Raw genomic sequence first — 13,374 nt, forward strand, 5'->3', positions numbered from 1 at the left:
CGGATCAGATCTGCACCAGATCCCTCGCCCCGGCGGTCAGCGTGGACACATATTCCGCCGTGCGGGCTTCGCGCGGCGCGCCGAAAATCTGCGCGGCCGGGCCCGCCTCGACCACGCGGCCGTTCTCCAGAAACACCACATCACGGGCGACGCTGGAAGCCAGACGCAGATCATGCGTCGCCATCAGCATGGTGACGCCATCGGCGGCCAGCTGGCGCAACACCGCCACCACCTCGGCCGCCAATTCAGGATCCAGCGCCGAGGTCGGCTCGTCGCACAACAGCAGTTGCGGCGACGGCGCCAGCGCGCGGGCGATCGCCACTCGCTGCTGCTGGCCGCCGGACAGCGTGGACGGCCAGGCGTCGGCTTTGTGCGCCATGCCCACCTTGTCCAGCAACTCGCGCGCCCGCGCCTCCGCCTTGTCCCGTGACCAGCGCTGAACGGTCAACAACCCTTCCATCACGTTCTGCAGCACGGTCTGATGCGGAAACAGCTGAAAGCTCTGGAACACCATGCCGGTGACGCGGCGCACGCGCAGGATGGCGTCGCGGGACAACTTCCGGCCAGGCTCGAAACGCAAGGTCTCGCCGGCCAGTTGCAGCTCGCCGGCATCCGGCGTCTCCAGCAGGTTCGCGCAGCGCAACAGCGTGCTCTTGCCGCTGCCGGATGGGCCGATCAGCGCGGTGACGCCGCCCTCGGCCAGCTCCAGGCCGACATCATGCAGCACGGTTTGGCCGCCGAAGGATTTGACGATACGGCTCAGCTTGATCATGACGCGGCCCCTACCGGCGCCACATGCCGGTCAAAACGTTTTTCCAACCGCTCCTGCAGCCAGGTCAATACGGTGCTCAACAACAGGTAGATCAGCGCGGTCTCCAGATACAGCAGCAGCGGCTCGTAAGTGGTGGCCGCGATGCGCTGCGCCGCCTGGAACATCTCCGGCACCGTCAGCACAGCCGCCAGAGAGGTGTCCTTCACCAATGAGATGAAAGAGTTGGCCAGCGGCGGCACCGCCACCCTGCCCGCCTGCGGCAGAATGGTGCGGCGCATCGCCTGCGACCAGCTCATGCCCAGCGAGTACGCCGCCTCCCACTGCGCCTTCGGCACCGACGAGATCGCCGCGCGTATCACTTCCGAGGTGTAGGCGCCGACACTGAGCACAAAGCCGAGCAGCGCCGCCGGAAACGGATCAAACACGATGCCGATGCGCGGCAGGCCGTAGAAGATCACGAACAGCTGCACCAACAGCGGCGTGCCGCGCACCAGCCAGGAATAGCCTCGCACCAGCAAAACCAGCGGGCGCGGCCCGAACAGCCGGATCAAGGCCACCGCCAGACCCAGCGCCAGGCCGCCGGCGAAGGACAGCAACGTCAGCGGCACGGTGAACACCAGGCCGGCGTACAAAAGGGACGGCAGCGAATCCGCCATCAACTGCAACCACGGGGGCATTGCCGCTCCTCAGCTCAGCGCGACACGTCGGCGCCGAAATACTTGTGGGAAATCTTTTGATAGGTGCCGTCAGACTTGATCGAGGCCAGCGCCTTGTCGATGGCGGCCTTCAGCTCCGGATTTCCCTTGCGCAGCAGCACGCCGGACGCGTCGCCGTTCGCCTCGGTGGCGGCCACCTTCAGACGGGACTTGGGCTGTTTCTTCTTGAAATCCAGGAAGGACAGGCTGTCATTGATGGTGGTCTCCACCCGGCCGGACTCCAGCAGCGCGACCGATTCGTTGAAGCCCTGGGTCGGCACGATCTCGGCGCCGTAGCGTTGCGCCAGCTTGCCGAAGTTGCTGGTCAGGGTATTGGCCGACTTGCGGCCCTTCAAGTCTTCGAAACGCTTGATGTCGCGGTTGTCGTCGCGAACGATCAGCACCGCCTTGGAGACGATGTAGGGAACGGAGAAGTCGTATTTGACCTTGCGCGCGTCGGTGATCGCCACTTCGTTGATCACCACGTCGTAGCGCTTGACGTCCAGGCCGGCGATTAGGCCATCCCACTTGCCTTCGACGAATTGCGGCTTGACGCCCAGCTTGGCGGCGATCGCCTGGCCGATCTCCACATCGAAGCCGGTCAGGCCGCCCGCGGCGTCATGATAGGTGAAGGGCGCGTAAGTGCCTTCGGTGCCGATCTTCAGCACGCCGGCCTTGCGGATGTCGGCCAGATCGTCGGCATGGGCCGCGGAGCCTGCCGCGGCGAGGATCAGGGCGAAAGCTGCGTTCAGTTTCTTCATTGTCCATTCTCCAGAATATCGTTCCTCCAGCCTGGATTCGGCCGGGCATGGCGACACCATAGCAGTCGAAAATTAGAACACTAAGTAATATTATTTTACTTTGTTATTCTTAAAATGCATATTGATTCGCCATCAGCCTCGCCTTAGCGTACCCAGCAACAGCCATGCTAATCAAAATAGATAAATTATGCTTTTTTTCAAAATATTTTCACAAACCGCTTGCATGGGGAATTTGCTGCATGTATAGTTCGCCTCCTGTCGAGACCGATACGGTCCCGCGAAAGCGAAATCGGCGGATATGTGGGGGTATAGCTCAGTTGGGAGAGCGCTTGCATGGCATGCAAGAGGTCAGCGGTTCGATCCCGCTTACCTCCACCAAAAATTTAGTCCCTATCGTCTAGAGGCCTAGGACACTGCCCTTTCACGGCGGCGACCGGGGTTCGAATCCCCGTGGGGACGCCAAAGCATTACTGGGGGTATAGCTCAGCTGGGAGAGCGCTTGCATGGCATGCAAGAGGTCAGCGGTTCGATCCCGCTTATCTCCACCAAATTACAATTAGGTATTACGTCCCCATCGTCTAGAGGCCTAGGACACTGCCCTTTCACGGCGGCGACCGGGGTTCGAATCCCCGTGGGGACGCCAGCATACTGGGGGTATAGCTCAGCTGGGAGAGCGCTTGCATGGCATGCAAGAGGTCAGCGGTTCGATCCCGCTTATCTCCACCAGTTAAAAAGCCGAAATCTTACGATTTCGGCTTTTTCCTTTTTATTTTCCAAAAAGCTGCATAAATGAAAATTGGCACCCTTGGCGCCAATCTCTTTCCCTCAGGATTCAACGGATGCTCTTGCGGAACTGCCCCGCCAGACCCGCCAGCTTACCGGCATAATCGGGATCGGTCGCATAGCCGCCGCGCGCCAAAGCCTCGGCGAAAGCCTTCGCGTCGCCGCCGACGCCCAGCGCCGCGCGATAGCGCGGATTCGATGCCAAAAGATCGGCGTAATCGTCGAACGCCGCGCGATAATCGGGATAGGCGCGGAACGGCTCCACCCTGCTCTGCTTCTGGCCGTGAATGAACTCCGTGGTCAGCGCCGTCACCACCTCTCCGCCCCAACGCGCGTCGGCCTTGATGCCGAACAGGTTATGGCTGTTGCCGCCGTCGCTGCGCGTCAGCGGCTTGCGCCCCCAGCCCGACTCCAGCGCCGCGTGAGCGAGCACCAGATCCGGCGTCACGCCCAGACGCGCCGCGGCCGCCTGCGCGTGCGGCAGCATTTCCTCGACAAAACCCTGCCGATCCCGCGGCACCGCGGAAAAATCGGCCGCGCCGGCGCGCAGTTGCTGCTGAACGCGCCACGCTTCCGGCGACAACTGTTGAGCCGAGCTCGACTCGCCAGCAGCGATGAAACGCTCCACCTCGGCGCGCACGCCGGCGAACTGCTCGGAAAAACCCGCGCCCTCCGACGGCAGGCTCAGCGACAGGGCCACCGCGTCCGACGAAACGGCCGCGCCGGCCGCCTGCCAAGACTCACTGCGCTGCGTAAACATCGCTCTCGCCCTCCAGCACGCGCTGCAACAGCTGCCTGCGCTCCTGCAGCAGCTGGCCATTGCGCAGATTGCGTTCGCGGCAATCCGCGATCAGCGCGCGCAAACGCCGCCAATGCGCGTCGCCCTGCTCACGCATGGCTTGCGGCAAAACCTTCAGCACTTCGGCCATCGACCGCTCTGCCCGCGGCGGCAGCAGCGACGCCACCAATTCCAGACGCTCGCGGCGGCTGCGCTCCAGCTTGTCGCACAGTGCGGCGATTTCGCCGGCGCACCGATCCAGCTCCGCCGCGTCATGCGCCAGCGCGGCGCGGAACTGCAGCTCCAGCAAGGCGTTCAGCCGCGGATAGTCGGCGAGATCCTCGCCCACGGTGGCGAATAATCGACGATAGAGCTGTTTTCTATCCATCAGCGGCCGCCGTGGTACTGCTCGATCAAGCCCGCCAGGCGCTGAGCATCGAAACGAACTTCGCCCCTGGCCAGCGCGGCGCGCACCGCCTCCACCTTGGACTGGTCGATCTCGGGCATCGCTTGCAGGGAGGCAGCCAGCGGCGCCTCGGCGCTTGCAACCGACGAAATCGCGCGAGGAGCCGCGTCGGTCGCCGACGCGGTTTCAGACTTGCCCGCCGCGGCTTTTTCGCCGCGCCAGGTGGAAAGAGAGGATATCTGCATCTGTCTGCCTAGCAACTGTATGGGTGTGATACCAATACAGGGCGACCCGCGGCCGCCAAACTTAAACCTTGAAAACAAAAAACCGCGCGACTCGGTGTCGCGCGGCCTCTCCGCCGGATTAAAAATTCTCCGGCAACATCTTCAGCACCACAATGCGCCTGTTCTCCAGACGAATGTAATGGCCGTAGACCAATTCCTTAAGGATACGCGCCACCATCTCGCGGGAGGAGCCGATCTGATCGGCGATTTCCTGCTGGGTCAATTGCTTGCGCAATATCAGCACGCCGTCCTGTTCGATCAACATCTGATTGATCAGGATGCGCACCCGGCCGTAGACATCCAGCAAGGCCAGGTTGCGCGCCAACGTGGTCATGTGGCGCACCAGAGAAACCAGGTAGCGCATGATGCTGCAGCGAACCCGGTCGCAATCGGGCAAGCCATCCTCGCTGTCGAACACCTGCCTGAGCGTTTCCCGCGTAAACCGCAGCAACACGCTGTCCTCGTCCGCCACCACATTGTTGCCGCGCTCGCCGCAGTCGACAAACGACTCCATGCCCAGCAACTGGCCCGGCATGACCATCTGCAGCACATACTTCTTGCCGCTCGATTCGGATACGTAAACCTGCATGCATCCATCCAGCAGCAGCCCTACGGAATCGGATTCATCTCCCTCCTCGTAAAGAGAATCGCCCTTCGCCAGACGCACCGTCTCGGAACATTCCACGACATGGTCCAACGCCTCGTCTTCCAAATGACCAAACAGCGGCGTCTGCCGCAACATCTGCCTAACTTGTTCTTGATTCATCTCGGTAACACGTCCCCGACTACCAGGCAAACTCGTCAACCAAAACGAAAATGCAGGAGTCATTATTTATTGTTTACTGTATGAGATATGACTCATACAGGTGACATTGTTATCAACGGTGGGGAAATTGTAAATAATTTGATTAAAATTTATGTGAAAAAAGCACAGAAAAAATTTCTTGAAACAAGATTTTTTCTGTGCTTAACAAATTTTAACAGTAAATTACTGCATACCGATGGTATTTGACCTTAATTTTTTTAATTCATCGGCATTTGGTAGCGCTAACGCAACACCTGGCGGCGCGCCCTTCGCCTCCGCCGCCGCGCCGAACATCGATACCACCGCCTGAGCCTGCCCCGAGGTCAGCACCAAGAGCTCGATCCGGCGATTCAACGCCGCCAGCGGATGCTGCTTGTCCAGCGGCGCCCGCTCCGCCATGCCCACCACCTGCAGCACCGAATCGCCGGCCAGGCCGCCCTGCATCATGTGCAGGCGCGCGGCCATCGCGCGGTTGCTGGACAGCGACCAGTTGGACATCGCGCCGAAGGCGCCGGCCCGGTGGTATTGCGCGGCATCGGTGTGGCCGACCACCAGCAAGCGGTTGTCGATCTCGCCCAGCATGGCGCCGATCTGCTGCAGCAGGCCTCGGAAGCGAGGGTCGACGATGGCGCTGCCGCGCTCGAACATGCCTTGCTGATCCGTGTCGTGCAGCGTCACGCGCAGGCCGTAGGGCGTGATCACCGTCTGAAGATTGCTGGACAGGCCAGCCTTCTGGCTCATTTCGGACAGCTGGGCGGCCAGCTTGCGCAGATCGGCCTCGCTGTCGTAGCTGCGGCGCGGCAGCTCGGGCTGCTCGCTGGCGCGCTTGTCGCTGTCCCGCACCGCCGACTTGCTGGCCACCTGGCTGCCGGTCTGGCCCGGAATCGGATCGCGCGGAATCAGCGTGCCGGGCGGGTTGCCCATGTGGTCTATCTGCCGGCCGTTGCCCTGCAGCAGCGGACTGCCGCCGGAAGTCGTCAGCAATTGCTGCAGGTTTTCCTGATCGCGCGCGGCCAGCACCCACAGCACCAGGAACAGGCACATCAGCGCCAGCACGAAGTCGGCGAACGCCACTTTCCAGGCGCCGCCGTGCCCCTCTTCCGCATTGCGGCGGGACACTTTCTTGATCACCGCGCCTTCGTGATCGCCCTTGTTCTTCAGGCCGGCCATCGCTTAACCCAGCCCTTCCATCGCATTGATCCACGACTCCAGCTGCGAGAAACTGGGCTTGGTGTTCAGCTGCACCAGGCGGCGGCCGGCGTCGATCGCCAGCAGCGGCGGCTTGCCGGACACGTGGGTGGTCAGCACCACTTTCACCGATTCGAAATTGGACAATTCTTCCTTGACCAGCTGGTGCATCACGTTGGACAGCGGGTCCAGCACGCCGTAGCAGAAGAAAATGCCGATGAAGGTGCCGACCATGGCGGCGGCCACGCTGGCGGCGATCTCGCCGGCGCTGGCGCCCTGGGCGACGGTGTTCATCGCCATCACGATGCCCAGCACCGCGGCCAGGATGCCGAAGCCCGGCATCGCCTCGGCGATCTTGTGCAGCGACTTGGACGGCTGGATCAGTTGTTCATGGATGGCGTCCAATTCCTGGTCCAGCACGCCCTCCAGCTCATGGGCATTGATCTTGCCCATCGCCATCAGCCGGAAGTTGTCGACGATGAAGGCCAGCAGCTTGCGGTTTTCCAGCACCATGGGGTAGCGGTTGAACAGCGGGCTCTGACGCGGCGCTTCCACGTGCTGGTCCAGCGCCTTCAGGCCGCGGCTGGCGGTGATCAGCAATTCGTACATCAGCAACAGCTGCTGGCGCTGGAACTCCGCGCCCTGCTTCTTGCGCACCACCACGCGCTTGATCTGGCCGCCCATCTCCTTCAGCACGTGCGGCGGGTTGCCCAGCACCACCGCGCCCAGCGCCGCGCCGCAGATGATCAACAGCTCGGTCGGCTGCCAGATGATGGACAGCACGCCGCCGTGCAGCATGAAGCCGCCGAATACGCAAACCAGCACGATCAGAATGCCAAACAATTGCTGCATGGGGTGTTTCCTTGCTTCAGGCCGCCATCAGGCAGGCCTGCATCTTTTTCAGGGCGCTCTTGTTGATCTGGCAGATGCGGGCCTCGGTCAGCTCCAGCACCGCCGCGATCTCCTTGAGACTCAGTTCGAACTCGTAATACAGCTGGATCACCTGCTGCTCGCGCTCGTTGAGCGCGGTCAGCGCGCGCGCCAGCTCGCTTTGCCGCTCCAGCCTGGCTTCCGGCGAGCCTTCCGCCGCCAGCTCCATTCCGCCAGCCACCAGTTCGTCGAAGCTCGCCATCGCCTCGGCGTTTTCAGCCAGCAGCGCCTCGCGGTAGGCGTCGGCGTCCAGCCCCAGCAGAGTCATCGCCTCCGCCTCGGTCGGCTCGCGCCGAAGCTTGCGCCTCAATTCGCGCAGCCCGTCGCGAACCCGGTGCGCTTCCTGCCGCACCGCGCGCGGCCGCCAGTCCAGCCGCCGCAATTCGTCCAGGATGGCTCCGCGGATGCGCAGCATGGCGAAGCCGGCGAAGCGCTCGTCCGGCTCGCCGCCATAGCGGCGCAGGCAGTCCAGCAGCGCCATCAGGCCGATCTGCTCCATGTCCTCGCGATCGAACACACCACCGGCCTGGCTGGAGAGCTGGCGCGCGGCGCGCTTGACCAGCGGCGCGTAGGTCGCCAGGTGCCGGGCCTCGTCGACGGCTTGGGACGGCTGCTCGTAGCTCTCGGCGTACATCGCGCTTACTCGATGATCAGCTTGCTGACCATCACCTCGGTGAACGGCTGTCCGCGCGCCTCCCGCGCGAAGGTGGCGCGGTAGGAGCGGTCCAGCAGCTTCTGGAAGTCGTCGATGTTCAAGGCGTTGGCGCGCTCGCGCGTCAGTTGCGACAGCGCGCGCACCGCCACGCTCTTGAGCAGCGGCAGCTGCTCCTTCACCTTCCCCTCGCTTTCCGCGGTGCTGCGGAACACCAGGTCCACCGCCATATAGCGCGCGTCGCCGCCCGACTCGCTCTTCAGCATCACGATGATCTTGTCCAAGGTGACGAAGCGGTAATCCACCGGCTGCGGTTTGGCGGGTTCGGCATGCTCCGCCTGCTGGTACCACCACCCGCCGCCGCCGATGCCGGCTACGCCTGCGGCCACCAAGGCGGCCACGATCAGGGTCCTGCTATTCATCTATCGATATCCTTCGCTGTCTCAGCCCTGATCCAATTGAAACGAGCCGGCCGTCTGCCAGCCCTGTTCGCTCAGCGCCCGGCCCGGCTGCTGCTGGGCCTGCTGCTCCCGGCCCTGGCGGCCGCCCTGGCCCTGCCCGGACGGCATGCCTTCGCGCACCTCCACCGCCACCTGCGTGTACTGGCGGCTGCCCAGATCCTGGCGCAGGGCGTCGCCTATGCCCTGCAGCTGGCGCACCACTTCGCCGTGCGAGGCGGTCAGCTCCACGACCAGCGCGCCGGCCTGGTGACGCAGCGAGATTTCCAGCGTGCCCAGCGACGGCGGATCCAGCCGCAGCGTCGCGCGATCCATGTTCTGGCTGGGCATGAGCTGCACACGCTCGCCCAGCGCAGCCTGCAGCTTGCCGCTCCAGCTCTCCGGCTGCGCCGGCGGCAAGGCCAGGCTGAAGCTTTCCGCTGGTTTGGCGGCATCGGCCGGATGAGCCGGCGGCAAGGCCGCGGCGATGTTGTCCATACGCGGCGCGGCTTCCCGCGGCATGGCCAGATCCGCCGCTTGAATCTGCGGCGCCTTGTCGGCCGGCTTTGGAGACGCCGGCGCGGCATCCACAACGGGCGCGGCAACCTTGCCCGTGTCCGCCGGCGCTTCGGCATCCGCCGTAGGCGCCGCCTGGCGCGGCATCAGCGCCTGCCAGGTTTGCGGCTGCAACGCCGGACTCAGCGCGGCCAGATCCACCGGCTTGCGCGTCCTCTCATCCTCGCCGTCGCCAACCGCGGCATTCTGATCGACAGCCGCCGGCATGGCCGGCAGGCTTTGGCGAACAGCATCCGCCAAGGAAGCCGGCTCTTGCGCCGACTCCTCCATGGCCGGCGACTGCCGCGCGCCGGCGTCAGACATCGCGTCGGCGAAGCCTGCCGCCGGATCGGCGTCCATCCACGACAGGTCGTCCATCGCCTGGCTGACGGCCGCGTCGCCATTCCCCGCCTGGGCGGGGGAAACGGGCGCGGATTGCGGCGGTGCCACTCTGCTCATGCTTGTTCCCATTCACTGAATTGCGCGTAGGCCAGGCGGCCTTCGCGCTGTTGTCCCGCCTCTGCCATCTTCGCGCTCAACGCGTCCAGCTCGGCGCCGCTCGCGGCCAGCGCGGCGCGGTAGGCGGCCGACAAGGCCGCCCTGTCGTCCGCGTCCAGGCTGTGGCCAGGCTCGGTCAACAACCGGCGCAGCCGCGCGTCCATGGCCGTCAACGCGTCCCAATCCCGCCGCTCCGCCGCGTCGGCGATGGCCTGGCACCAGCGCTCGACCTCAGGCTGCGGCATGCTGGTCCCGCACGCCTATCCAGCCGCCCTTGAGCGTGACCAGCAGCTTCTCCGCCTCGTCCAGCGCCACGGCGTCGAGCTCGACGCTGGCCTGGTAAAGGCGATGGGCGCAGTAGTCGTACAACCTCGCCAGATTGGTCACCACCTCGCCGCCGGTTTCGAAATCCAGCGAGCTGGACAAGCCGTTGAGGATGTTGATGCACTTGCTGATGCTCTCGCCCTTCTGCTCGAAGCGCTGCTGCTGCAAATGGCCGCGGGCGCGGGCGATTTCCTCAAGAAGGCCGTCGAACAGCACCAACACCAGTTCCACCTGGCTGGCGGCGCCGGTCTGGGCTTCCAGATTGACCGCGTGGTAGCTGCGATAGGCGTCGTAATCCACGATTTCGATCCTGCTTTCTTTAGATTCAGAAGTTGGAGTTGAACATGCCCATGGTCTGGGTCATCTGATCCTGCATGCTCTGCAATTTGGTGAATTGCGCCAGATAGCGGTTGTAGGTCTGCTCGAAAGTCTTTTGCAGCGCGTCTTGCCGCCGGGTCAGATCCTTTTGGCCGCGGTCTTCGCTGTCGCGGCGCTGCTTGAGCAGACCGTTGCTGCCGTTCAGCCACTTGTCCAGATAATCGGCGCTCTGCTTCAGCGCGCCGTTCTGGCCGGCGCCGTTGAAGAAGCGGTCCAGCGCGTCCGGGCTGGCCTTCAGCGTGTCGCCCAGCTTTTTGCTGTCCAGCGCCAGGGTGCCGTCGCGGCTGGCCTTGATGCCCATCTGGCCCAACGTGACGCCGTCGAATGACTGGCGCAGGATGGCGTTGAGCTGGCTTTTCAATACGCGGATGCTGGAGTCGTCGGCGAAGGCCGCGCCCGGCTTGCCGTTGCTGCCTGGCTGGGACAGATCGGCAATCGCCTTGTAGATCTTGTTGTACGAATCGACGAAGGACTGGACGTTGGCCGTGGTGTCGCTGTCGCCGCGGCTGATGGAAATCTGCAGCGGCGGATCGGTGTCCTTGCTCAGCTTGTTCACGGTGAAGCTGACGCCCTCGATGTTGTCGAAGGTGTTGGAGCCTTGCTGCAGCTTGACGCCGCCGACCTTGCCGCCCAGCCAGACGATGGCGTCCTGCGCCTTGCTCAGCTCCTTGGGCGCCGACAGTCCGTTCTTCAGGGCGCTGTCGCTCACGCCGGCCAGATCCAGGGAGATGGTGTTCTTTTCGCCGCTCTTGCCAGCGGACAGCACCAGTTGGCTGGCGCCGTTGTTGTTCAGCACCATGGCGTTGACCTTGCCGGCGTTGCCGCTGGCGCGGTTGATCGCCAGCGCCAGCTCGCTGGGCGACAGCTTGCCGTCCTTGTCGCGGTCGGCGCCGTCCAGCGCCACCTCGAAGCTTTCGCCGCCCGCCAGCTTGACGGTGAACTTGTCGCCGGCCTGGGCGGTGGCGCCGGCCAGATCGCCCATCAGCAATTGCTGGGAGCTGGCCAATTGCTCGACGAACACGCTGTAGTTGCCGGCTTGGGCATTGCCCTTGGCGGTGACGGTTGCCATGCCGTCCGGCGTGGCGCTGGCATTCATCGCCACCAGGCTCTTCTTGCCGGTCAGCGTGGTCAGGCTGGTCTTGTAATCCTGAAGGGCCTTCTGCAACTGGCCCAGCGCGTCGGTGCGCGCCTTGGCGTCCTTGGTCTGGGTATCCAGCTGGGCCTGCTGCTTGCCCAGTTGCTTGCGCGCCAGGTTTTCCGCCCAAGTGGAGGGCGGCACCGCGTTGAAGTCGATCGCCATCAGTATTCCTTTCGTCCGCTAACGGTATGTACCGATACAGGGCGACCATCGCCGGCGCGGACTGAAACGACGTGAATATTCACCACTAGCCGCGCCCTCTCAGCCAGGCCTGGCCGGCGGTCTCGTCGGTGCGCTTCTGCTCCGCCCGCCCTTGCTCGATCCGCCATTCCAGCAGCTTTTCCTCTCGCAGCAGCTTGACCTGCTCTTCCCGCCGGCGCGCGTCCTGCAGACGCGAGCGGCTGACTTCGGCGTCGGCCTGCGCCAGTTGCAAGTCCTGCTGCTGCGACTGGCGCAGCCCCAGCAGATGGCTCTTGTAGCCGGCGCAGTTGAGCGCCAGCGCCGGATGCCCGGCCGCCGCGCTCGGGCCGCTGGCCGCGCTGAGCTGGTCCAGGCGCTCGATATTGCGCCGGTAGCGCTCCTGCAGCCGCCGCTTGGCGGCCAGCTCGGTCTCCAGCCGCTCGCCGTCGCGTTCGCGCAGCCTGAGCAGCAGGTCCAGTTGTCGTATCGGCTGGTTCATGCGCCGGCGAGCTCCTGCAATTGCCTGAGGGTGTCGTCATAGGGCGCTGCCTCGCCGGCGCCCTGGCACAGCAACGCCTCGATGCGCGGCTGCAATCGCAGCGCGCGGTCGGTGGCCGGATCGGCGCCCGGCACGTAAGCGCCCAGCGGCAGCAGGCCGCGCACCTCCTGGTAACGGCTCCAGGCGCCGCGGACGTCGCGCGCAGCGCCGGCGTGCGCGCCGTCGATCAGCTGGCTCATGCAGCGGCTGACCGAACGGGAAATGTCTATCGCCGGATAGTGGCCGCGCTCGGCCAGCTCCCGGCTCAATACGATGTGGCCGTCCAGAATGGCCCGGGCGGTGTCCACCACCGGGTCTTGCTGGTCGTCGCCCTCGGCCAGCACCGTGTAGATGGCGCTCATGCTGCCCTCGCCGCCCTCGCCGTTGCCGGCGCTTTCGGCCAGGCTAGGCAGCAGGCCGAACACCGACGGCGGATAGCCGCGGGTGGCCGGCGGCTCGCCCAGCGCCAGCGCCACTTCGCGCTGCGCCATCGCATAGCGGGTCAGGGAATCCACCAGCAGCAGCACGTTGCGGCCGCGGTCGCGGTAATGGGCGGCGATGGTGTGGCACAGCTCGGTGGCCTTCAGCCGCATCAGCGGCGACTCATCGGCCGGCGCCACCACCAGCACCGCCTTGGCCAGCCCTTCCGGCCCCAAGGCGTGCTCGACGAACTCGCGCACTTCGCGGCCGCGCTCGCCGATCAGGCCGACGACGACGACCTCGGCCTCGGTGTGACGGGTGATCATGCCCAGCAGCACGCTCTTGCCGACGCCGGAGCCGGCGAACAGCCCGACGCGCTGGCCCCGGCCCATGGTCAGCAGGCCGTTGATCGCGCGCACCCCGACATCCAGCGGCCTGTCGACCGGCTTTTTCCTCAAGGGATTGACTTGGGGCGGGTGCGCGGCCAACGGCGCGTCGCCGCCCAGGCGGCCCCTGTCGTCCAGCGGCTCGCCCAGGCCGTTGACGATGCGGCCGAGCCAGCCGTCGCCTATCATCAGCCCGCCGTTGTCCGGCGCGGGCAGCACCCGCGCGCCGGTGGCGAGGCCGACCGGCTTTTTGAACGGCATCAGGAAGGACACCTCGCGGCGGAAACCCACCACCTGCGCCTGCAGCCAGCCGCCGCCGGCGGTTTCCACCAGGCAGCGCTGCCCGGTCTGCAGCGGGCAGCCCACGCTTTCCAGCAGCAGGCCGTTGACGCCCACCAGCTTGCCGCTGACGGTGGCGACCGGCGCGTCCGGCACGGAGAGCTGGCTGAGGGCCTGGCGCAGCATC

17 protein-coding genes and 5 tRNA genes are annotated in these 13,374 nt (G+C 64.9%); 5 read left to right on the top strand and 17 right to left on the bottom strand.

The window, feature by feature from the left end:
• Window positions 1-4 precede the first annotated feature (4 nt).
• Genes VA599_RS14205 through VA599_RS14215 form a run of 3 tightly spaced genes read right to left on the bottom strand, consistent with a single transcriptional unit; the run spans window position 5 to window position 2,228 of the window.
• Window positions 5-772: an amino acid ABC transporter ATP-binding protein gene (locus VA599_RS14205; RefSeq protein ID WP_346789151.1), complete on the bottom strand. Its 768-nt coding sequence runs from the start codon at window positions 770-772 to the stop codon at window positions 5-7.
• Window positions 769-1,449, bottom strand: coding sequence for an amino acid ABC transporter permease (locus VA599_RS14210; RefSeq protein ID WP_104947562.1), 681 nt, complete (start codon window positions 1,447-1,449; stop codon window positions 769-771). Before VA599_RS14210 ends, VA599_RS14205 begins: the two co-directional genes overlap by 4 nt.
• Window positions 1,450-1,463: 14 nt before the next feature.
• Window positions 1,464-2,228: an amino acid ABC transporter substrate-binding protein gene (locus tag VA599_RS14215; RefSeq protein WP_021475123.1), complete on the bottom strand. Its 765-nt coding sequence runs from the start codon at window positions 2,226-2,228 to the stop codon at window positions 1,464-1,466.
• 302 nt (window positions 2,229-2,530) lie between these two features.
• Here VA599_RS14215 and VA599_RS14220 point away from each other — a divergent pair.
• From VA599_RS14220 to VA599_RS14240, 5 genes are all read left to right on the top strand, one after another.
• A tRNA-Ala gene (locus VA599_RS14220) sits at window positions 2,531-2,606 on the top strand.
• An 8-nt stretch (window positions 2,607-2,614) separates the two neighbouring features.
• Window positions 2,615-2,690, top strand: a tRNA-Glu gene (locus VA599_RS14225).
• Between the two features lie 10 nt (window positions 2,691-2,700).
• A tRNA-Ala gene (locus tag VA599_RS14230) sits at window positions 2,701-2,776 on the top strand.
• 19 nt (window positions 2,777-2,795) lie between these two features.
• Window positions 2,796-2,871: transfer RNA gene (locus VA599_RS14235), tRNA-Glu, on the top strand.
• A 7-nt stretch (window positions 2,872-2,878) separates the two neighbouring features.
• Window positions 2,879-2,954, top strand: a tRNA-Ala gene (locus tag VA599_RS14240).
• Between the two features lie 106 nt (window positions 2,955-3,060).
• Here VA599_RS14240 and flgJ read toward each other — a convergent pair.
• From flgJ to fliI, 14 genes are all read right to left on the bottom strand, one after another.
• Window positions 3,061-3,771: a flagellar assembly peptidoglycan hydrolase FlgJ gene (flgJ, locus tag VA599_RS14245; protein WP_346789153.1), complete on the bottom strand. Its 711-nt coding sequence runs from the start codon at window positions 3,769-3,771 to the stop codon at window positions 3,061-3,063.
• Window positions 3,752-4,177: a flagellar protein FlgN gene (locus VA599_RS14250; RefSeq protein WP_031295349.1), complete on the bottom strand. Its 426-nt coding sequence runs from the start codon at window positions 4,175-4,177 to the stop codon at window positions 3,752-3,754. The genes flgJ and VA599_RS14250 overlap by 20 nt, the downstream gene beginning before the upstream one ends.
• Window positions 4,177-4,518 (bottom strand): flagellar biosynthesis anti-sigma factor FlgM, encoded by a 342-nt coding sequence (flgM, locus tag VA599_RS14255; protein ID WP_081665738.1) that lies wholly within the window; start codon window positions 4,516-4,518, stop codon window positions 4,177-4,179. The genes VA599_RS14250 and flgM overlap by 1 nt, the downstream gene beginning before the upstream one ends.
• Before the next feature lie 40 nt (window positions 4,519-4,558).
• Window positions 4,559-5,245, bottom strand: a complete 687-nt coding sequence (locus VA599_RS14260; RefSeq protein WP_021475127.1) for a Crp/Fnr family transcriptional regulator — start codon at window positions 5,243-5,245, stop codon at window positions 4,559-4,561.
• A 222-nt stretch (window positions 5,246-5,467) separates the two neighbouring features.
• On the bottom strand, window positions 5,468-6,454 hold the full coding sequence (locus VA599_RS14265; protein WP_021475128.1) for a flagellar motor protein MotB: 987 nt from the start codon (window positions 6,452-6,454) through the stop codon (window positions 5,468-5,470).
• Between the two features lie 3 nt (window positions 6,455-6,457).
• Window positions 6,458-7,324 (bottom strand): flagellar motor stator protein MotA, encoded by an 867-nt coding sequence (gene motA, locus VA599_RS14270; protein WP_021475129.1) that lies wholly within the window; start codon window positions 7,322-7,324, stop codon window positions 6,458-6,460.
• A 16-nt stretch (window positions 7,325-7,340) separates the two neighbouring features.
• The gene (locus VA599_RS14275) at window positions 7,341-8,036 is read right to left on the bottom strand and encodes a FliA/WhiG family RNA polymerase sigma factor (RefSeq protein ID WP_021475130.1); all 696 of its coding nucleotides are present in this window, start codon (window positions 8,034-8,036) and stop codon (window positions 7,341-7,343) included.
• Between the two features lie 5 nt (window positions 8,037-8,041).
• Window positions 8,042-8,476: a flagellar basal body-associated FliL family protein gene (locus VA599_RS14280; RefSeq protein WP_346789157.1), complete on the bottom strand. Its 435-nt coding sequence runs from the start codon at window positions 8,474-8,476 to the stop codon at window positions 8,042-8,044.
• 21 nt (window positions 8,477-8,497) lie between these two features.
• Complete coding sequence (locus tag VA599_RS14285; protein WP_346789159.1) at window positions 8,498-9,505, bottom strand: flagellar hook-length control protein FliK; 1,008 nt, start codon at window positions 9,503-9,505, stop codon at window positions 8,498-8,500.
• The gene (locus VA599_RS14290) at window positions 9,502-9,789 is read right to left on the bottom strand and encodes a hypothetical protein (RefSeq protein ID WP_021475133.1); all 288 of its coding nucleotides are present in this window, start codon (window positions 9,787-9,789) and stop codon (window positions 9,502-9,504) included. Before VA599_RS14290 ends, VA599_RS14285 begins: the two co-directional genes overlap by 4 nt.
• Window positions 9,776-10,168, bottom strand: coding sequence for a flagellar export chaperone FliS (gene fliS, locus VA599_RS14295; RefSeq protein WP_021475134.1), 393 nt, complete (start codon window positions 10,166-10,168; stop codon window positions 9,776-9,778). Before fliS ends, VA599_RS14290 begins: the two co-directional genes overlap by 14 nt.
• Window positions 10,169-10,193: 25 nt before the next feature.
• Window positions 10,194-11,546 (bottom strand): flagellar filament capping protein FliD, encoded by a 1,353-nt coding sequence (gene fliD / locus VA599_RS14300; protein WP_346789162.1) that lies wholly within the window; start codon window positions 11,544-11,546, stop codon window positions 10,194-10,196.
• 85 nt (window positions 11,547-11,631) lie between these two features.
• Window positions 11,632-12,063 (bottom strand): flagellar export protein FliJ, encoded by a 432-nt coding sequence (gene fliJ / locus VA599_RS14305; protein WP_104947568.1) that lies wholly within the window; start codon window positions 12,061-12,063, stop codon window positions 11,632-11,634.
• The gene (gene fliI, locus VA599_RS14310; protein ID WP_346789163.1) at window positions 12,060-13,373 is read right to left on the bottom strand and encodes a flagellar protein export ATPase FliI; all 1,314 of its coding nucleotides are present in this window, start codon (window positions 13,371-13,373) and stop codon (window positions 12,060-12,062) included. The genes fliJ and fliI overlap by 4 nt, the downstream gene beginning before the upstream one ends.
• Window position 13,374 lies beyond the last annotated feature (1 nt).

Source organism: Chromobacterium indicum (assembly GCF_039708975.1).
Lineage (GTDB): Bacteria > Pseudomonadota > Gammaproteobacteria > Burkholderiales > Chromobacteriaceae > Chromobacterium > Chromobacterium piscinae.